Annotated in this window: 18 protein-coding genes; 10 read left to right on the top strand and 8 right to left on the bottom strand. The window is 68.6% G+C overall.

Translation table 11 applies throughout. The annotated features are described in order from the left end of the window. Positions 1–7 precede the first annotated feature (7 nt). Positions 8–589 carry an HdeD family acid-resistance protein gene (locus ACFOWZ_RS24645; protein WP_382376241.1) on the top strand — a complete coding sequence of 194 codons (582 nt, stop codon included), beginning with the start codon at positions 8–10 and terminating at the stop codon, positions 587–589. On the opposite strand, the gene ACFOWZ_RS24640 is transcribed toward ACFOWZ_RS24645, so the two are convergent. Continuing rightward, entirely contained in the window at positions 531–1,700 is a 1,170-nt protein-coding gene (locus ACFOWZ_RS24640) for a glycosyltransferase 87 family protein (protein WP_382376240.1), read from the bottom strand. The two genes, ACFOWZ_RS24645 and ACFOWZ_RS24640, sit on opposite strands and share 59 nt — an antisense overlap. Positions 1,701–1,856: 156 nt before the next feature. On the opposite strand from ACFOWZ_RS24640, the gene ACFOWZ_RS24635 reads away from it, so the two are divergent. From ACFOWZ_RS24635 to ACFOWZ_RS24625, 3 genes are all read left to right on the top strand, one after another. Continuing rightward, positions 1,857–2,441, top strand: coding sequence for a DNA-binding protein (locus ACFOWZ_RS24635; protein ID WP_382376239.1), 585 nt, complete (start codon positions 1,857–1,859; stop codon positions 2,439–2,441). 28 nt (positions 2,442–2,469) lie between these two features. Next, positions 2,470–3,126, top strand: a complete 657-nt coding sequence (locus tag ACFOWZ_RS24630) for an RES family NAD+ phosphorylase (protein ID WP_382376238.1) — start codon at positions 2,470–2,472, stop codon at positions 3,124–3,126. Between the two features lie 65 nt (positions 3,127–3,191). Further along, on the top strand, positions 3,192–4,556 hold the full coding sequence (locus ACFOWZ_RS24625) for a hypothetical protein (RefSeq protein ID WP_382376237.1): 1,365 nt from the start codon (positions 3,192–3,194) through the stop codon (positions 4,554–4,556). Here ACFOWZ_RS24625 and ACFOWZ_RS24620 read toward each other — a convergent pair. Beyond that, a complete protein-coding gene (locus ACFOWZ_RS24620; RefSeq protein ID WP_382376236.1) occupies positions 4,546–6,411 on the bottom strand; it encodes a S9 family peptidase in 1,866 nt (621 codons plus the stop codon). The two genes, ACFOWZ_RS24625 and ACFOWZ_RS24620, sit on opposite strands and share 11 nt — an antisense overlap. An 89-nt stretch (positions 6,412–6,500) precedes the next feature. Here ACFOWZ_RS24620 and ACFOWZ_RS24615 point away from each other — a divergent pair, with 89 nt between their 5' ends. After that, the gene (locus ACFOWZ_RS24615) at positions 6,501–7,709 is read left to right on the top strand and encodes a metal-dependent hydrolase family protein (protein WP_382376235.1); all 1,209 of its coding nucleotides are present in this window, start codon (positions 6,501–6,503) and stop codon (positions 7,707–7,709) included. 69 nt (positions 7,710–7,778) lie between these two features. Here the strand turns inward: ACFOWZ_RS24615 and ACFOWZ_RS24610 are convergent, their stop codons facing one another. Further along, a complete protein-coding gene (locus tag ACFOWZ_RS24610) occupies positions 7,779–8,777 on the bottom strand; it encodes a TerC family protein (protein ID WP_382376336.1) in 999 nt (332 codons plus the stop codon). 359 nt (positions 8,778–9,136) lie between these two features. On the opposite strand from ACFOWZ_RS24610, the gene ACFOWZ_RS24605 reads away from it, so the two are divergent. The 3 genes from ACFOWZ_RS24605 to ACFOWZ_RS24595 are packed head-to-tail and all read left to right on the top strand — an operon-like array spanning position 9,137 to position 13,165. Continuing rightward, on the top strand, positions 9,137–11,968 hold the full coding sequence (locus ACFOWZ_RS24605; protein WP_382376234.1) for an alpha/beta fold hydrolase: 2,832 nt from the start codon (positions 9,137–9,139) through the stop codon (positions 11,966–11,968). Continuing rightward, complete coding sequence (locus ACFOWZ_RS24600; RefSeq protein ID WP_382376233.1) at positions 11,961–12,242, top strand: hypothetical protein; 282 nt, start codon at positions 11,961–11,963, stop codon at positions 12,240–12,242. The genes ACFOWZ_RS24605 and ACFOWZ_RS24600 overlap by 8 nt, the downstream gene beginning before the upstream one ends. Further along, entirely contained in the window at positions 12,239–13,165 is a 927-nt protein-coding gene (locus ACFOWZ_RS24595; RefSeq protein WP_382376232.1) for an ABC transporter permease, read from the top strand. The genes ACFOWZ_RS24600 and ACFOWZ_RS24595 overlap by 4 nt, the downstream gene beginning before the upstream one ends. Here the strand turns inward: ACFOWZ_RS24595 and ACFOWZ_RS24590 are convergent. Next, positions 13,162–13,554, bottom strand: a complete 393-nt coding sequence (locus ACFOWZ_RS24590; RefSeq protein WP_382376231.1) for a VOC family protein — start codon at positions 13,552–13,554, stop codon at positions 13,162–13,164. The two genes, ACFOWZ_RS24595 and ACFOWZ_RS24590, sit on opposite strands and share 4 nt — an antisense overlap. A 55-nt stretch (positions 13,555–13,609) precedes the next feature. On the opposite strand from ACFOWZ_RS24590, the gene ACFOWZ_RS24585 reads away from it, so the two are divergent. After that, positions 13,610–13,990 (top strand): VOC family protein, encoded by a 381-nt coding sequence (locus ACFOWZ_RS24585; RefSeq protein ID WP_382376230.1) that lies wholly within the window; start codon positions 13,610–13,612, stop codon positions 13,988–13,990. Here ACFOWZ_RS24585 and ACFOWZ_RS24580 read toward each other — a convergent pair. From ACFOWZ_RS24580 to ACFOWZ_RS24565, 4 genes are all read right to left on the bottom strand, one after another. Continuing rightward, positions 13,987–14,334: an MmcQ/YjbR family DNA-binding protein gene (locus ACFOWZ_RS24580; protein ID WP_382376229.1), complete on the bottom strand. Its 348-nt coding sequence runs from the start codon at positions 14,332–14,334 to the stop codon at positions 13,987–13,989. The genes ACFOWZ_RS24585 and ACFOWZ_RS24580 overlap by 4 nt on opposite strands. Positions 14,335–14,341: 7 nt before the next feature. Further along, positions 14,342–14,785, bottom strand: coding sequence for a MarR family winged helix-turn-helix transcriptional regulator (locus ACFOWZ_RS24575; RefSeq protein WP_382376228.1), 444 nt, complete (start codon positions 14,783–14,785; stop codon positions 14,342–14,344). Between the two features lie 418 nt (positions 14,786–15,203). Beyond that, positions 15,204–17,366: an excinuclease ABC subunit UvrB gene (uvrB, locus tag ACFOWZ_RS24570; protein ID WP_382376227.1), complete on the bottom strand. Its 2,163-nt coding sequence runs from the start codon at positions 17,364–17,366 to the stop codon at positions 15,204–15,206. A 55-nt stretch (positions 17,367–17,421) separates the two neighbouring features. Beyond that, positions 17,422–18,522, bottom strand: a complete 1,101-nt coding sequence (locus ACFOWZ_RS24565; RefSeq protein WP_382376226.1) for a DUF5685 family protein — start codon at positions 18,520–18,522, stop codon at positions 17,422–17,424. A gap of 50 nt (positions 18,523–18,572) precedes the next feature. On the opposite strand from ACFOWZ_RS24565, the gene ACFOWZ_RS24560 reads away from it, so the two are divergent. Next, complete coding sequence (locus ACFOWZ_RS24560) at positions 18,573–19,082, top strand: DUF402 domain-containing protein (RefSeq protein WP_030466561.1); 510 nt, start codon at positions 18,573–18,575, stop codon at positions 19,080–19,082. The last annotated feature ends 83 nt before the right edge of the window (positions 19,083–19,165 follow it).

Here is a 19,165-nt window from a genome sequence, read left to right as displayed (position 1 = left end):
TCTCAGGTTGCCGACCGCACCAACAGTGGAGAACATCCTCGACATGCAACGGTGGTGGCTCTTCACGGTGCGCGGAGTGTTCGCTGTCCTGTTCGGCCTGGCCGCCCTGATCTGGCCCGGCCTCACGCTGCTGGCGCTGATCATCCTCTGGGGCGCGTACGCGTTCTTCGACGGCGCGATGATGCTGTACCTGACACTCACCCACAAGGAGTGGCCCGCACGCTGGGCGCTTGGCCTGATCGGTGCGTTGGGCCTGGTCACGGGCTTGATCGCCCTGTTCTGGCCGGGCATCACGGCGACCGCGCTGCTGCTCCTCATCGCCGCGTGGGCACTCGTCACGGGCGTGCTGCAGATCGTCGACGCCATCCGCCTGCGCAAGGTGATGACCAACGAGTGGTTCTACGTCGTCACCGGAGCGCTGACGGTGCTGCTCGGCATCATCCTCGTGGTCAACCCGGCCGCGGGCGCGATGGCGTTCGTGATCACCATCGGCGTCTTCGCGATCCTGTGGGGCGTGGTGCTGGTGCTGTTCAGCCTGCGGTTGAAGCAGCTCGGCGACGTTCTCGCACCACGCGTACCGCAAGCGTGACCAGCACGGCGACCCCGACGAACACGTAGAGGTTGCCGATCACCTGCTGCCACCACTGCCAGTGCTGCTCGACGTCGTTGTCGCGCGGGAACAGCCAGTGCGGGCCGATCGCGAACACCGCCACGACCACCCACGGCGCCCAGTGACGGCGCAACACCGGCCGTGACAGCAACACGAGCGCGGGCGCGATCCACACCCAGTGGTGCCCCCACGACACGGGTGAGATCAGCAGACCACCGACCGCCACGACGAAGAAGGACTCGACCTCGCCCAGACGCGACGCCAACCACCACACCGTCGCCACGACCAGAAGCGCGAACACGACCCACACGGCGACCTGCGGCCCGTTCTCCAGTCCGAAGCGCGCCAACGTGCCGCGGATGGCCTGGTTCGAGGCGTAGGTCAGGCGGCCGACCCTGCCCGGGTCCAGCAGCGCGTGCGTCCAGTACTCGCGCGCGTCGCCGAACGAGATGAGGAACCCCAACAGCACGAAGAAGAAGAACGAGCCGATGGACACGAACACGGGCTTCCACTGCCGTCGCGCCACGAAGAACAACGCGAAGAACGCCGGTGTCAGCTTGATCGCGGCGGCCAGTCCGATCAGCGCGCCGCGCGGCCACCAGCGGGTGCGTTCGAGCAGGCAGTCGGCCATCACCAGCACGCCGAGCAGCAGGTTGATCTGCCCGAACCACAGCGTCTCGCGCAGCGGGTCGAAGATCGACGACACCGCGGCCGCGCCCAGGCCCCACTTCACGGCCTCGGGCCCCCAGCCCAGCACGCGCGACGCCGCGATCAGGCACAACGCCGTCAACGCGGCCAGGTTCGCCGCCGCCACCACGAGGATCGCGACGACCAGCGGCACCAGCGCCAGCACGCTGAAGATCACCGCGGCGATCGGCGGATACGTGAAGGGCAGGTCGGGACCGCCGAGCGGTTTGGCGAAGCCCTCGACGTAGAGGGGGAGGTCCCGCAGGAACGCCGCACCGCCGTTGCGGTAGACGCGCAGGTCGAGCGACCACCCCGGCGGGCGGAGCATCACGTAGGCCAGCGTGGCGACCATGACGGCGGCCCACGCCACCACGACCCGCTTGGCGGAGCGGTCCAGCTGCATCGGGGAATGGTATCGATGTGCCAGATGAGGCCCACGTCACCGGCCTGAACCAGCGGATCTCACGTAGCGTCGTCGCGTGGACGCACACCGTCGAACGTTTCCCCTTAAGCCGTTCGTAGGGCGCACAGATGCGCACGCACGGGATATTCTGTGCGCATGAGTCCCGCGCTGGAAACAGTGCTGGCCAAGGCCGGCCTGCAGGTGAGCCCAGACGAGTTCCTCGACCTCGTGTCCGACGCGGCACGCAGGCTCGCCCCGCCACACCCGGAGCCGGCCACCTACTTCACCCCCGACCAGCAGGCGGCGCTCACCGACGTGGGCCTCGACCTGTCCCCGGCGGGTCCCGGCGACGCCCGCCCGCGCACCCGCACGGTCGTGGCGCACGCCGTGCTGCGCGACTCGGCGCTGACCGTCGCCGAGGCCGCGCGTCAGCTCCAGGTCGACACGAGCCGCATCCGGCACCGGCTCGGCGTCGGCAGGCTCGTGGGCTGGAAGGACAGGGGCAGCTGGCGGCTGCCCGCGTGGCAGTTCGCGGGCAGCGGCGTGCTGCCGGGCCTGGAAACCGTGCTGGCGGAGATCCCGTCAGACCAACCGGCACTGGTCGTCGCCGCGTTCATGACCACTCTCCAGGAGGACCTCCTCGTCGACGGCGAGCCCGCGACGCCGCGCGACTGGCTCCTCGCAGGAGGAGACCCGCGCCGCGTCGCCGACCTGGCCTCCGTGCTCGGCACCCCCGCCTGAGCGCTCCCGAACACCCGACAGGACCCGAATGTCACGGCTTCCGCAGCCGCCTGCCCCTGCCGTGCTCCAGGCACACCTGCGCCGCACCGAGGACGTGGTGGCGGTGCACCGGGCCACCCGCCTGGTGCGCGTGTTCACGGCGAAGGGCTCCCACCCGCAGCGCTGGAACACGTTCCGCTTCACCGGCCCGCTCCCCCACGCCCGCTTCGACGCGCAACAACCCGCCGACGACGGCAGGCCGGTGCAGGACCACGAGAACGGCGTCCTCTACTTCGGACTGTCCGTGCGCACGTCCATCGCCGAGGTCTTCCAGGCCACGTCGATCGTCGACCGCCGCACCCGCAGCCCGTTCCTCGTGGTGCTGCGCCCCCGCCGGACGCTGCGCCTGCTGGACCTGGGCGGCCTGTGGCCCACCCGAGTAGGCGCCTCGCAGGAGATCTCCACGGGCCCCAAGCTGGTGACGCAGGCGTGGTCGCGGGCGATCCGGGCGGCGTACCCGGAGCTCGACGGCCTCTGGTACCGCTCGTCCATGGACTCCGGTGACCCGGCCATCTGCCTGTGGGACCCGCCGGGCGCCTCGGGCCTCCCGGCCGCTCCGGACGTGCTGCTACCGCTCGATCACCCCGGGTTGGACCTGCCGCTGGCGCGGGTGTGCGAGGAGCTCAACTACACGCTGCTCGGGTGACGTCGTCGGTCCACTCGGGACTGATGACCCTGTGCGCCGAACGGACGCGTGCCTAGCCTGAACGGATGCGGTTCGCGATCGCCGGGGGTGGTGTCGCCGGGCTGGCCGCCGGCCTGGCGGTGGCGCGTGCCGGGCACTCCGCGGTCGTGGTCGAGCGCGACCACGTGACGGCGCACGGAGGGCCGGAAGACGCGTTCGACGTGGTGCGCAAGGGCATCCCGCACTTCCAGCAGCCGCACACCTTCCTGCCGCGCGGCCGCAAGGTGCTGCGCGAGCTCGCGCCGGACGTCATCGCCACGCTGCTCGACGCGGGCGCGGAGGAACAGGACCTGGCCGCCAAGCTGTCGGGCCCGCGGCAGCCGGGCGACGAGGACCTGGTCTACCTGTGGGTGCGCCGCCCGGTGGTCGAGTGGGCGTTGCGGCGCGCGGCCGAGGCCGAACCCGGCGTGCGGCTGGTCTCCGGCAGGCAGATCGCCTGCCTGGTCCCCGGCGCGAGCGGGTTCCACCTCGACAACGGCGAGGAGATCTGCGCGGACGTCGTGGTAGACGCGCTCGGCCGGTACCGCTGCCCGCCCGGCTGGCCGCGTGCCTCGGCTCAGCCCAGCGAGTGCGGCGCCATCTACTACTGCCGCTACTTCGCGCTCGTCCCCGGCGCAGAACACGTGACGGGCCCGTGGCTGCTCAACCCGCGCGGCGACCTCGGGTACATGGGGTTCAACACGTTCCGCGGCGACAACCGGACCTTCGCGGTGATCATGCTGGTGCCGACTACGGACCACGACCTGCGGATCCTGCGGGACAACCGCGCGTGGATGGCGGCGGCCAGGACCATCACGCCGCTCGACGTGATGACCTCACCGGACCACGCCGTGCCCATCACCGACGTCATGCCGATGGGCGGTCTGGCCAACATCGACCGCACCACCGGACCAGGCGTGCCAGGACTCGTGCCGGTCGGCGACGCGTTGTGCCACACCGATCCCGCGTTCGCCTACGGACTGTCGTTCGCACTGGTGCACGCCCAGGCCCTGGGCCGCGCCAGCGCCGCACACACGTCACCGGCGGACCTCACGGCGGCCTACCTCGCCGACGTGGGCCCGGAAGCCCGCGAACGCCACACGTTCGCCCTGGAAACCGACGCGGCGCGCACACTCGCGTGGAGCGGCGCGCCGGTCGACATCGGCCACCGCGACGGCTGCTACCCGCTGTTCGCCTTCGGGGCAGCGCTGGCCGCGGCACCGCACGACGACCACGTGCTGCGCCGGACCGTCGGCCGCGTCGGGCTGCTCGACCGGGTTCCGGTCTTCGACACCGACAGCGACCTGCACGACCGCATCGAACGGATCTGGGCGGGGCTGACCCGCACGCCGTGCGGGCCGCCGCGGGAGGAGCTGCTGCGAACCGTCAACGCCGAGCTGGTCAGCTCTTGAGGTAGCGGCCCCACCACTCCAGCACCGCGTCGAAGCGCTGCCTGCGGTGCCGCGGCTGCCCCGACCGGGTCAGCTCGTGCCCCTCGCCGGGGAAGATCAGCATCTCCGCCTCGACCCCGCGCCGCTTCAGCGCCACGAACATGCGCTGGGCCTGTTCGAGCGGGCAGCGCCAGTCCTGCTCCGAGTGCACGACCGCGAACGGCAGGTTGATCTTCTCGGCGTAGGTCAGCGGCGACATCGCCCGCTGCGCCTCGGGATCGGTGCCGCAGTAGGCGTCGGCGAAGAAGTAGCCGATGTCCGACGAGCCGGAGAAGGAGTCCCACGCGTTCACCGCGCGCTCGCTCCACGCCGCCTTGAAGCGCTCGCCGTGGTGCGCGGACAGCCACGACGTCATGAAGCCGCCGTAGGAGCCGCCCATCACGCCGACGCGGTCGGCGTCGCAGTCCGGGCGGGCCAGTGCGACGTCCAAAAGGGACAGCACGTCGTCCACGTCGACGGAGCCGAACTTGCCGATCACCGCCTGGCCGTGGGCCTGGCCGTAGCCCGCGGAACCACGCGGGTTCGGCAGCACGACGGCGTAACCCGCGGTGGCGTAGACCTGGGCCTCGTCGAAGAAACCCCAGCTGTGGTACATGAACGGGCCGCCGTGCACCGCCAGGACGACCGGGTGCGGGCCGTCGCCGTCCGGCAGCACCAGCCAGCCGTGCACCGGGTAGCCGTCCGAGGCCGAGCCCGTGATCTCCACGACCCGGCGCGCCGACGGCACCGACGCGAACGACGTGCGCACACCGGTTCCGACGAACTCGACCTGGCCGGGGCTGTCCGGAGTGGACACCACGGCGACGAGCGTCGAACCGTCCGTGGCGAAGGAGCGCACCGCGGCTTCGGCGCCCGCGAGCACCTCGCCGGGGCCGCCGTCGAACGGAATCCGCTGCAGCTCCAGCGCGCCGCGGTTGCGCACGACGAGCAGCACGCCCTCGGCGTCGGCCACCGGCTGGCCGGAAAGTCGTTCCACGTCAACGGTTTCGACGTCGGTGAGCCGCACGGGCTCCGCGGAACCGTCCAGCGGTGCCTTCCACAGGCCCTGGTTGCGCGCCACCGCGTCGATGCCGGTGAACTCCGTGCCCAGCCAGTACAGCGAGGAGCCGGCGACGAACGGCATCGAGATCTCGCCGGCACCGCGCACGCGCAGCGAGACCTCGCCGCCGGCGAGCGGCACCTCGTACAGGTCGCAGTGCAGCGTCTCGACCACGCCGAGATCGCGTGGCGCCACGAAGACCAGCGTCGAGTCGTCGATCCACGCCGGGTCGGAGACGTCGTGCGAGCCGTCGGTCAGCTCGGAGACCTCACCGTCCAGGTCCACGACGTGCAGGCGCGGGCGGCGGTCGGAGAGGAAGCCGACGTCGTCGACGCGGTAGTCGAGGCGCGTGATGCGGCGCGGCGCCTCGGACTCGGGGCCGTCGTCGGTCGTGCCGTAGCGGCCGTGCTCCGGCACGCGGGCCACGAAGGCGATCCGGGACGAGTCGGGCGACCACACCGGCGCACCCGCGCCGAGCGGGAGGTCGGTCAGCTTGCGGGGCTCGCCACCGTCCACCGGAACGACGAAGAGCTGCGGCTTCGACTTTCCGCTCACACGCAGAAACGCGACCAGCCGGCCGTCGGGAGAAATGCGCTGCGCATTGTCACGATCACCGTGTGTCCACGGAGTTGTCGTGCCATCCGGGAACACCCGGTGCAGGCCGCCCCGGTACGTGTTCGCTTCGAGATCGGGCGTGGTGATGCTGACCAGTACCAGGTCTCCGGTCACGGCGACGGTGCCGGGCGTGGTGAGCAGCTGCAGGTCTTCTGGGCGCACGGGCAGGACGCTAACAGAACTTGTTAGCAAAGCTCAGAGTCGTTTGTTGACCGATCACAAAAATTGACTCGCGGCATAGATTTCCGCGTATGACGCGCATCGTGTTCTCTGGGGGCAGGGTCTTCACCGGCAGGGCGGCCGAGCCCGGTGACGTGGTGGTCGAGGGCGACCGCATCGTCGACGTGGGCATCGGACTCGACGGCGACACCGTCATCGACGCGACCGGCCACACGATCCTGCCGGGACTGTTCGACTGCCACGTGCACTTCATGTTCAGCGGCGCCGACCTCGTGCGGTCGCTGAACACGCCGTTCTCGCTGCCGTTCTACGAGGCCATCGGGAACATGAAGGCGACCCTGCAGTGCGGCATCACCACCGTCCGCGACGCGCTCGGCGCCGACCTCGGTGTCGCGGAGGCGGTCCGCCGCGGCCTGATCCAGGGTCCGCGCATGCAGATCGCGGTCAACATGGTGTCGCAGACAGGCGGCCACAACGACGACTGGATGCAGTGCGGCGCGCACATCTCCCCACCGCTGCACCCCGGCCTGCCCAACACCGTCGCGGACGGTCCCGAGGAGCTGCGCAAGGTCATCCGCACGCTGGTCCGCCACGGCGCCGACATCATCAAGATCGCGTCCAGCGGTGGCGTGATGTCACCGCGCAGCAACCCCCGTCACGCGCACTTCCGCGACGAGGAGATCGCGATGATCGTGCAGGAGGCGAACGCGGCGGGCATCGCGGTCATGTCGCACGCGATGAGCGGCGACGGCATTCTCACGGCCGTGCGCAACGGCGTTCGTTCGATCGAGCACGGCGTCTTCCTCACCGACGAGGGTGTCGAGGAGATGCTCAAGAACGGCACCTGGCTCGTACCGACACTGATGGCGCCGCGCATGGTGCTCGACCAGGCCGCGGCGGGCGTGGCGATCTCCGACGTGATCCTGGACAAGGCGAAAGCCGTTGTCGCGCAGCACTTCCAGGCGTTCCAGAAGGCCCACCAGGCCGGGGTGAAGATCGCGATGGGCACCGACTCCGGGGTCGGGCCGCACGGCGACAACCTGAACGAGCTCACGCTCATGGTCGAGTACGGCATGTCGCCCGCCGAGGCGATCTACGCGACCACCACGTCGGCGGCGGAGCTGATGCGCCTCGGAAACGAACTCGGCGAGCTCGCACCGGGCAAGCTCGCCGATCTCGTTCTCGTGGAGGGTGACGCCGAGCAGCACGTGAAGGCAGGCACCCTCAAGCAGTCCATTCGCGCCGTATACCAGAACGGCACCCAACAAGTCCACACTTAAAATTCACGCGGGGACCCTACGTACCCTCCTGCGGCACGAAAGGCCCCCGCGTGACTCAAAAATCACCCGTTAGTGGTTGGCGCCCACGTGCTTCGCGGCCTCGGGGTCGCGCCTCACCTTGAGGAGGCTGGCGATCGTCGTGATCGCCAGCACGCCGACGATCACCGACAGCGAGACCTCGATGCCGATCGTCGGCACGTGGAACGGCTCGCCGCCGTTGAGGAACGGCAGGTTGTTGGTGTGCAACGCTTCCAGGATCAGCTTGACGCCGATGAAGCCGAGGATCACCGACAGGCCGATCGACAGGTAGACGAGCTTCGCGAGCAGGCCGCCGAGCAGGAAGTACAGCTGGCGCAGGCCCATCAGCGCGAACGCGTTGGCCGTGAACACCAGGAACGGCTCCTTGGTGAGGCCGAAGATCGCGGGGATCGAGTCGAGCGCGAAGAGCAGGTCGGTGGAGCCGATCGCGACCATCACGATGAACATCGGGGTCACGAAGCGCTTGCCGTCGATCTTGATGAAGGACTTGGAGCCGTGGAAGTCGTCGGTCACCGGGAAAACCTTGCGCACCATGCGCAGCATCAGGTTCTCCTTGTACTCCTCTTCCTCGTCGTGGTTCTCCCGCGCCAGCTGCCAGCCGGTGTAGATGAGGAACGCGCCGAAGATGAAGAAGACCCAGCTGAACTGACTGATGAGCGCCGCGCCGGCCGCGATGAAGATGCCGCGCATGACGAGCGCGAGCAGGATGCCGATCAGCAGCACCTTGTGCTGGTGGATCGCCGGCACCTTGAACGTCGTCATGATGATCAAGAAGATGAACAGGTTGTCGACGCTCAGCGAGTACTCCGTGATGTACCCGGCGAAGAACTCCGTCGCGTACTGACCACCGGAGAAGTACCAGATGCCGAGCCCGAAGAGGGCGGCCACGGCCACGTAGAAGACCACCCAGCGGGCGGCTTCACCGATCGTCACCTCATGGGGCTTTCGATCGACGATGACGAGGTCGACAGCGAGCAGAACGAGCAGACCACCGATCGTCGCGATCCACATCCATGCGGGGACGTTCACAACCCAACCTCCGGGATTCTCGGGCGCACGCCAAATAAACCCGGAGGTCTCCTCCGCCGCCGAGATGATCTCTCGAACGACCGACGGCACCGGAAGCCCCACGCCGAGCTCCGTACTGACGACACCGCCGCTTAGGGAGTACTCCCCTCCATGCTGCGTGAACATTGTGCTCCACGAAGTCCTGTTAGCGCCACACAGGGTGAGCAGACCCACGCAACCAGGTGCAACGGGAATACGGAGCGTGTCGTTCGGGTTTCAACAGTTCGCTACCTGAAGCCCGGCTGAAGATCCACTCTTGCTGAGACCGGCAGCGGATCCCGGCAGGTCGTTCTCAGCAAAACTCGCATATCGTCATCAGCGTGTCCCGCCTCTCCCGCATTCGCGGCAGGTGGTCAATCCCCGCAGCGGTCGTCGTGCTCGCCCTCGTCGCAGGTGGCGTGTACTTCACCCGATCCTCGGATGACCCCGCGCCCGTGACGTTCAGAGAAGCGATCATCGATGCACCCGAAGCGCCCGACAGCGCCCAGACGGTGAACATCGAGACGCGGCTCTACCTCCCCCAGCAGACACCCGCGCCCGCGATCATGCTCGCGCACGGTTTCGGCGGCAGCCTGCGCAGCGTGCACACCCAGGCCGAGGAGTTCGCCCGGCGCGGTTTCGTCGTCCTGACGTGGTCCGCACGCGGTTTCGGCCGCAGCACCGGCCAGATCGCGCTGAACTCGATCGACCGCGAGGTCCGCGACGCCCAGAAGCTCCTCGACTTCCTCGGCACCCGCGACGAGGTGCAGAAGGACGGTGCCGGCGACCCGCGCGTGGGCGTGACAGGCGCGTCGTACGGCGGTGCGTTGTCGCTGCTGCTCGCAGGCGTCGACAAGCGTGTCGACACTCTTGTCCCCGTCATCACCTACAACGACCTCGCGCAGGCGCTGCTGCCGAACTCGGCACTGGCGACCCCGCGCACGGACACCACCCCGGCCGCCACCGCGTTCAGCGAGGACGGCGTCTTCAAGCGCTCGTGGGCGGGCATCTTCTTCTCCGCGGGCCTGACGTCGATCGACCTGTCGTCGCCCACGGGCGACGCCCCCGAGATCGGCCAGACCGAGGCGAACCAGACCGCCGTGCAGCAGCCGGGCGGGAACTCGGGAGCAGCGGGTCAGCCACCCACGCCTTCTCTGGGCGCGTGCGGACGCTTCACTCCCGCGGTGTGCGCCGCCTACACGGAGGTCGCCACGACGGGCCGCGCCTCGCAGCAGACGCTGGAGCTGCTGCGCAAGTCGTCGCCGGTCGCCGTGACCGACCAGATCAAGCAGCCGACGATGCTGGTGCAGGGCGAGCAGGACACCCTGTTCGGCCTCGACCAGTCCGACGCGACCGCGCGCCAGATCGCTGCGGCCGGCGGCAAGGTGAAGATGGTCTGGTACGCGGGCGGCCACGACGGCGGCAACCCCGGCACGGCCCTGCGCGGCGAGATCGCCGACTGGATGGCGTTCCACCTGCAGGGCAAGGGAACCGACCCCGGCACCGGCTTCGAGTACTCGGTGCAGGGAGCGTTCCGCTCGTCCGGCGCACCTTCGCTGCGCACGGTCGTCGCGCCCTCCTACCCCGGGCTTTCCTCGGGTTCCTCGTCGGAGCGCAAGACGCTGAAGCTGAGCGGCCGCGAGCAGGTCGCGGTGAACCCGGCCGGCGGCAACCCGGCCGCGATCAGCAACCTGCCGGGCCTGGGCTCCGCGCTGTCCCGGTCGTCGGCGATCTCGTCCCGGCTGTCGATCGACCTGCCGGGCCAGGCCGCGGTGTTCACGTCGGACGCGCTGGACTCCCAGCTGCTGCTGACAGGTTCGTCGACGGTCCGGTTGCGCGTCGCCCGAGGTGACCAGTCGTCCGGCGAAGCGATCCTGTTCGCAAAGCTCTACGACGTCTCGGCCGACGGCACGCGCGTGCTGCCGGGCTCGGCGGTGGCCCCGTTCCGCGTGGCGCTGCCCCCGGACGGCTCGGCCGCCGAGGTGACCGTGACGCTGCCTCCCACCGTGCGCCCGGTCGAGAGCGAGCACAAGCTGGCTCTGGTCGTGTCGACGACGGACCAGGCGTTCGCGAACGCCGAGCAGCCCGCCGCGTACCGCATCTCGCTGGCCTCAGACGAGCTCTCGGTGCCGGTCGTGCCCGGTCGCAACGTGACGACCGGCTTCCCGGTCAGCGCCCTGTGGGGCATCGTGATCGCGCTGCTGGTGCTGATCGCCGCCGGCATCATCGCGATGTTCCGCCGCCGCATGGCGCAGGACTCGGACCCGGAACTGTCCGAGGTGCCGCTGGTCATCTCCGGCCTGACCAAGTCCTACCCCGGCGGCCTGACCGCGGTGAAGGACCTGTCGTTCCGCGTGGAGCACGGCCAGGTCCTCGGCCTGCTGGGCCCCAACGGCGCCGGCAAGACCACGACCCTGCGCATGGTGATGGGTCTGATCCACCCGTCCGAGGGCCACATCAGGGTCTTCGGCCACAAGGTGACGCCAGGCGCGCCCGTGCTGTCGCGCATCGGCTCGTTCGTCGAGGGTTCGGGCTTCCTGCCGCACCTGTCCGGCGCCGCGAACCTGAAGCTGTACTGGGCCGCCACGGGCAGGCCGTTGGAAGAGGCCCACGTCGAGGAGGCCCTGGAGATCGCGGGCCTCGGCGACGCGGTGCACCGCCGAGTGCGCACGTACAGCCAGGGCATGCGTCAGCGCCTCGCGATCGCCCAGGCCATGCTGGGCCTCCCGGACCTGCTGATCCTCGACGAGCCGACCAACGGCCTCGACCCGCCCCAGATCCACCAGATGCGCGAGGTCCTGCGCCGCTACGCCGCGGCGGGCCGCACGGTGCTGGTCTCGTCGCACCTGCTGGCCGAGGTGGAGCAGACCTGCTCGCACGTGGTCGTGATGCACAAGGGCCAACTCGTCGCAGCCGGCGAGGTGGCGGACATCGCGGCAGGCGGCGGCGAAGCGACGTTCCGCGTCGACTCCCCGTCGAAGGCAGCCGACGTCCTGCGAGGCCTCGAAGGCGTGCACGACGTGCACGAGGACGAGGGAGCAGTGCACGCCTCGATGAACGGCGTCCCGCGCGCCGCCGCCCTCTCGGCGCTGGTCGCCGCGGGCGTGGCGGTGGACCAGGCGGGTCCGCGACGCAGGCTGGAAGACGCGTTCTTGGAGCTGGTCGGTGAATGACTTCCTGATGGCAGCGGCGTCCGCCACGGCGGGCGCCCCGGACACGGCAGCGCTCGAAGCGCTGGAGAACGCGGGTCTCGGCGCCGCACTGGCCCAAGCCGAGGCAGAGGTCCCCTCGTCGAGCGAGCAGACGTCGCTCACCGGCCAAGGGGGTCCCCTTGACTCAATTGTCCCAGCCGGCACCGACAATTCCGGCGCACCCGCGATGAAGCCCGTCCTCACCGCGAACCCCAACCGCACGAAGGCACCCATCCGGCAGGAGGTGAACCGGTGAACGAGCACGACGTCCACACCGACCCCGGCGCGATCACCGAGCTCACCGACGCCGCCGCCCACCAGCGCACCGAGGTGGCACCCGACGGCTCGACGGTCGGGTACAAGGCGCGTCGCACCCTCCGCATCCGGGTGGAGATCCAACGGCAGATCCGGCGCCGCAGGACCCAGCTCGTGCTGGGCTTCCTGGTGCTGCTGCCGTTCATCCTCGCGCTGAGCTTCGAGCTCGGGCAGGCGAGCCCGAACCGCCGTTCGGGCGGCTTCGTGGACCTCGCCACCGCCAGCGGCATCAACTTCGTGGTGCTGACGCTGTTCGTGAGCGGCAGCTTCCTGCTGCCGATGATCGTGGCGCTGTTCTTCGGCGACACGATCGCGTCCGAGGCGTCGTGGTCGAGCCTCAAGTACCTGCTGGCGGCGCCGGTTCCGCGCCACCGTCTGCTGCGGCAGAAGGCCATCGCGTCCGGCCTGCTCAGCCTCTTCGCCCTCGCCCTGCTTCCCGCGGTGGCGCTGGCGGTCGGCGTCGTCTGGTACGGCGCAGGCGAGGTCGTGAGCCCGACCGGCGAGGCGGCACCGTTCGCGGACGGCGTGCTCGGCGTCGCGCTGGCGGTCTGCTACATCGCGATCAACCTGTTCTGGGTCGCGGGCCTCGCGCTTTACCTGTCCGTGTCCACCGACGCACCGCTCGGCGCGGTCGGTGGCGCGGTGCTCGTGTCGATCCTGTCGCAGATCCTCGACCAGATTCAGCCGCTCGAGGATCTGCGCAACTACCTGCCGACGCACTACGCGATGGCCTGGGTCGACCTGCTCTCGACCGATGTGGACTGGTCGGAGATGACGCGCGGAACGTTCTCCGCACTCGTCTACGGCGGCATCTTCACGTTGCTCGCGGCACGCAGGTTCAAGACCAAGGACATCACGAGCTAGCTGACGCAGAACTCGTTGCCCTCGGGGTCGAGCATCACGACCCAGTGGCCCGTCTGGTCGTTGTGCTCACGCACCCGCGTGGCGCCCAGCGAAACCAGGCGGTCCACCGAGTCGAGGCCCGCCCGGATGTCGAGGTGCATCCGGTTCTTCGCCGTCTTGCCCTCCGGCACGCGCTGGAAGAGGAACCGCGGCCCCTTGCCGTCCGGGTCGACGAGCGCCGCGTAGTCGTCCACCGAGTCGAACGGGATGTTGTTCTTGACGGCGAACTCCTCCCACGTGGCGAAGCCGGGAGGCGGCGGCTGCGTCACGTAGCCGAGTGCCTGCGCCCAGAAGTCGGCGAGCTTCGGAGGGTTGTTCGCGTCGAAGGAGACCTGGAATTCGATTGCCATGAGAGCACCGTAGGAGCCAATGCGGACAACCACTGTCCGGAGTAGCGTCCCGCTCATGTCACGTCCTGTGCACTTCGAGATCCACGCCGCAGATCCCGATCGCGCGCGGCGCTTCTACACCTCGGTCTTCGGCTGGAAGATCGAACAGTGGGGCGACATCCCCTACTGGGTCATCACCACCGGCGACGACGACCAGCCCGGCGTGAACGGCGGCCTGCTGCCACGCCGCGGCCCCGACCCCGCACCGGACGCACCGGTGCACGGTTTCGTCATGACGATCAGCGTGCCCGACATCGACGCCACCATCGCGGCCATCGACATCAACGGCGGCACAGTGGCCCTGCCCAAGGACAAGATGCCCGGCGTGGGCCTTCTCGCCTACTACAAGGACACCGAAGGCAACATCTTCGGCATCCTGCAACCAGAAGAGAGCTAAACCGGCCTCTTCCGCTTCGGCAACCGCGCGACGACGGCCTCGTAGGACCCGTCAACGAGTTCCAACAGGTCGTCGTCGGGCACCGATCCCTTGAGCGCAACGGTGTTCCACCCATAACGCCCGACATACCCACTAATGGTGATGTCACCGGGAAACCGCTCCCGCCAAGGCGCAGCAGCCTCAGCATCTGCCCCGCACTTGAGCCCAACGGTGTGCGCGTCCAACCCGATGAACGCAAACGCCTTGCCGCCGACCTTGCACACCAGCTCGGCGTCGCCCCACGGATACGTCTCCTCCGCGCCAGGCTTGCCCGCGCAGTAGGCGATCAACTCGTCCAGTGTCACAACAGAATTATCGCGCGCCGAAGACAGCAACAAAACGACCAAGCAACTGCGCGAACACAACCCGCTCCTCATCAGTCCAGTCAGCCATGGCAGCAGCACAAGCAGCCTGCCGAGCCCGGTGCAACTCAGCCGAGGTGGCCCGCCCCCGAGGAGTGCGAACGAGCAACACCCGCCGCCCATCCGCCTTGTCGGCAACCCGAGCCACCAACCCGGAATCAACAGCACTGGTGACGAGCTTGCTGGCACGCGGCTGATCAACGTGCAAAGCCGACGCCACACTGGAAACCGTAGCCTGCACCCCAGCCCGCTCAGCCGCCTCGACAACGTCCAACACGTCAAAAGCCGGCACAGCCAGCTCCGCGAGCGCACGACGCGACTGACTGCGCCGCATGGCGATCAGCGCCTGCTCCACCGCTTGTAGGTGGGAGTCCACATCCACCCGTGAGATCATGGCCGTCCTGCGCCGTGACGAAAGGTGTCAGCCGACATCTCACCCCAGAGAGCGATTTACGCGGCAAACACAAATCGTTATCAGCCCAAGAGATTACAGGCCGCACACCCCGATTTCACGGTGAGCAACAGGCACCCACAGGCAGCCTCCACAGTGGACACCACGCCAAATCAAGCCGATGGCGAAGCCGAGGCGAGAAACCCACCCGACCACGCGCCCTGGCGGTGTGGCGTGCCATCAACCCGCAGACGGCGCTGGAGGGCTCTTTTGGGAGTGTCGGGAGTCTGAGGGCAGAGCCCTCAGACCAAGCACCCAACCGGCACGGCAGCAGGCAAGAAGACCAGCTACGAACAACAAACCGCCAGCCGCCACCGAACCAGGGAGACGGCCTACGAAACCGACGCGACTCTAAGCAACCTCACTTAACCCCAGCCGCATCCATCCCCCGCAACTCCTTCTTCAAATCCTGAATCTCATCCCTCAACCGAGCCGCCAACTCGAACTGCAGATCCCGAGCCGCGTTCATCATCTGATCCGTCAACGACTGCACCAGATCCGCCAGCTCCGACCGAGCCATCCCAGCCCGCTCATGCGAAGCGACAACCCCGGAAGACCGTCCACCCTCCCCGGTAGCCCTCTTCCCCCGAGACTGGTTCCGCCCAGACCCACCAACCGGAACCTCGTCCTCGATCTCGGAGTACACAGCCTCCAAAATGTCGGTGATCTTCTTCCGCAACGGCTGCGGATCGATCCCCCGCTCCGTGTTGTACGCGATCTGCTTGGCCCGCCGCCGGTTCGTCTCGTCGATCGCGTGCTGCATCGAGTCCGTGATCTTGTCCGCGTACATGTGAACTTCACCGGACACGTTGCGAGCAGCACGACCAATCGTCTGCACCAACGAAGTTCCCGACCGGAGGAACCCCTCCTTGTCCGCGTCGAGGATCGCCACCAACGACACCTCGGGCAGGTCGAGGCCCTCCCGCAGCAGGTTGATGCCGATCAGCACGTCGAACTCGCCGAGCCGCAGCTGCCGCAGCAGCTCCACGCGGCGCAGCGTGTCGACCTCGGAGTGCAGGTACCGGACCCGGATGCCCAGTTCCAGCAGGTAATCGGTGAGGTCCTCGGCCATCTTCTTCGTCAGCGTCGTGACCAGGACCCGCTCGTCCCGCTCGGCGCGTTCCCGGATCGAGTGCACCAGGTCGTCGATCTGGCCCTCGGTCGGCTTCACCACGACCTCGGGGTCGACCAGGCCGGTCGGGCGGATGACCTGCTCGACGAACTCGCCGCCGGCCTGGCCCATCTCGTACGGGCCCGGAGTCGCCGACAGGTACACGACCTGGCCGATCCGGTCCGCGAACTCCTCCCACGTCAGCGGGCGGTTGTCGAGCGCCGACGGCAGGCGGAAGCCGTGCTCCACCAGGTTGCGCTTGCGGGAGGCGTCGCCTTCGTACATGCCGCCGATCTGCGGGACCGTCACGTGTGACTCGTCGATGACCATCAGGAAGTCGTCGGGGAAGTAGTCGAGCAGCGTCGCCGGCGCCGTGCCGGGGCCGCGGCCGTCGATGTGGCGTGAGTAGTTCTCGATGCCGTTGCAGAAGCCGACCTGGCGCATCATCTCGATGTCGTACTGGGTGCGCATGCGCAGGCGCTGGGCCTCCAGCAGCTTGCCCTGGCGCTCCATCTGGGCGAGCGTCGCCTCCAGCTCCGCCTCGATGTCGCGGATCGCGCGCTCCATGCGCTCCGGGCCCGCGACGTAGTGCGTGGCCGGGAAGATCCGCAGGTCGTTGACCTCCTTCACCACGTCACCGGTCAGCGGGTGGAGGTAGTACAGCTTGTCGATCTCGTCGCCGAAGAACTCGACACGGACGGCGAGCTCCTCGTAGGACGGGATGATCTCGACCGTGTCGCCCCGCACGCGGAAGGTGCCGCGGGTGAACGACATGTCGTTGCGGGTGTACTGGACGTCGACCAGCAGGCGCAGGAACGCGTCGCGGTCGACCTCCACGCCGACCTCGAGCGGGATCGAGCGGTCGAGGTACGACTGGGGCGTGCCCAGGCCGTAGATGCACGACACCGAGGCGACCACGATGACGTCGCGCCGCGTCAGCAGCGACATGGTGGCGGAGTGGCGCAGGCGTTCGACGTCCTCGTTGATCGAGGAGTCCTTCTCGATGTACGTGTCCGTCTGCGGGATGTACGCCTCGGGCTGGTAGTAGTCGTAGTAGCTGACGAAGTACTCGACCGCGTTGTGCGGGAAGAGCTCCTTCAGCTCGTTCGCCAGCTGCGCGGCCAGCGTCTTGTTCGGCGCCATCACCAGGGTGGGGCGTTGCAGCCGTTCGACGAGCCAGGCCGTGGTGGCCGACTTGCCGGTACCCGTGGCGCCGAGCAGCACCACGTCGCGCTCGCCGGTGCGCACGCGGCGTTCGAGCTCGTCGATGGCGGCCGGCTGGTCGCCCGCCGGCTGGTACTCGCTGACGACGCGGAACTGCCCGTCGGTGCGGACGATCTCGCCGACGGGGCGGTGCTCGGAGTGCGCCCTGACGGTGCTCTCCTCTGGCGGAAGCTCGGTTGCGAATGCCACGGGAAGCACGTTACGCCGGGGGTCTGACAATTTCAGATCGGGCCTGGTCAGAGCCCTAATCGCACGGGCAGCAGCAGTCACACTTGCAGCAGTCGCCGCAGCCGCAGTCACCGCAGTCGGGGTCGCAGCCGTCACGCCGCTTGTCGCTCCACGGACCTGGGAACGGGTCGCGGCAGCAGAACTGGCAGGTCCCGCACATGTACAGGAACGCACCGCACCCGGCGAAGCACCCGCGTGGCTGCGGCTGCCAGTTCAGGGTCGGGTACGCCCACAGCCCGCTGCCGGGATCGGACCAGGTCGGCTTGTCCCGGTGCCGGCGCCTGCCGAACACCCGGATGATCGACTCCTCCAGCTCGTGCACGAGCAGCTTGTGCACGAGCCGCGAGTCGGTGAACTCCACCTCGTCCAGCGCCAGCCTGATGCCCGTCACCGCGTCCAGGCACAGCCGATGCGCGTCCTCCACGGACGTTCCGGTGGCGAGCAACGGGTTCCACGCGCCGGACGCGCGGTCCTCCTCCAGGTCCTCCGCCCCGTCGATCAGGTGCGCGACCCGCCCGAACAGCCGACCGACCTCGCGCAACGGCTCCACGTTCTGGGGCTTGCCGGCGATGATCGCGGTCTGGGCGACGGCGAACCCGGTCGCGGTCTCCGTCGGCTCGGTCACCACCAGCACCGAACTGCCCAGCCCCGCCGCCGCCTCGATCTCGGGCTGCCTGCGCACCGCGTCGACCATCACCGAGGCGTCGAACCCCAGGTCCGACGCCGTCCCGAGCCCCTTGGCCGCCCACCGCCGTGCAACCGCGCGCCCCGCCCAGCCGACCTTCCCGGCGAGCCCGTCCCCGTCGTCCACGTGATCGTCGATCTTCAACGACGCCAGCACCAGCGACACCGACGCCGCCAGCCGCGCCCCGGACCCGATGGCGACGTCCGCGGACTTCATGCCGCGCAACGCACACGGTCCCGCGGACCGGCGCGAGACACCGCTCTGGGCCTCGACCATCGCCGAGATCAGCAGTCCGTCGTAGTTGGTGACGACACGAGCGAGGTGACCGTGCTCGTCGCGCAACGACAGGCACATCCCGCACAAGTGGGCGAGCCACGCGGACCGCAGCTCAGCGCCCATTCTGTTGCGGCAAGGGCGGATGATCCCGAACATGCGCGGCATCCTAAGTGGCCGGACGCCCCAACGATGGCAGTATCGCTGACGTGGCACACATCCATCCGCCGAAGATCGAGTACTTCGACCTGGACGCCAAGAGCAACACCGATCCCAAGGGGCAGCTGAGGAGCGTCGACGAGTACCGCCTCACCCCGACAGGCCTCTACATGTTCCGGCCGCTCGCGGGCCACCCGAAGATCAGCCACTTCGAGAGCTGGTTCCTGCCGAAGCTCAACATCCGGGTCACGCGCCAGTCCTGGCACCCCGGACACCAGCTCGACTTCGACTTCTACGTCGACGTCGTGGAGATCAACGCCATCGGCAGCGTCTGGAAGACCACCGACCTGTACCTCGACCTGATCGTCCGGACGGGTCACAGCGTCACCGTTCTGGACACCGACGAGCTGATCGCCGCAGTCCAGCACAACCTGATCACCGCGGAACGCGCGCAGTGGGCGTTGGAAACCACCTACTCGGCGGTGTCCGGCATTTCAGCGCACGGTCACGATGTCGTGAGATGGCTCGCCGCATCGGGGTGTCCGACTGCCTGGCGGTAGTACACAGAGTGTGTTCGTCATCTGACCGTGACGTAACGAATCGACCCGGCGTGTAACTGCGAGCACTTATTTGACTACCCTCG

Source organism: Lentzea rhizosphaerae, assembly GCF_042649515.1.
Classification (GTDB): Bacteria; Actinomycetota; Actinomycetes; order Mycobacteriales; family Pseudonocardiaceae; genus Lentzea; species Lentzea aerocolonigenes.
The sequence above is the reverse complement of the archived record's forward strand: the minus strand, read 5'-3'. Positions and strand labels throughout refer to the sequence as shown.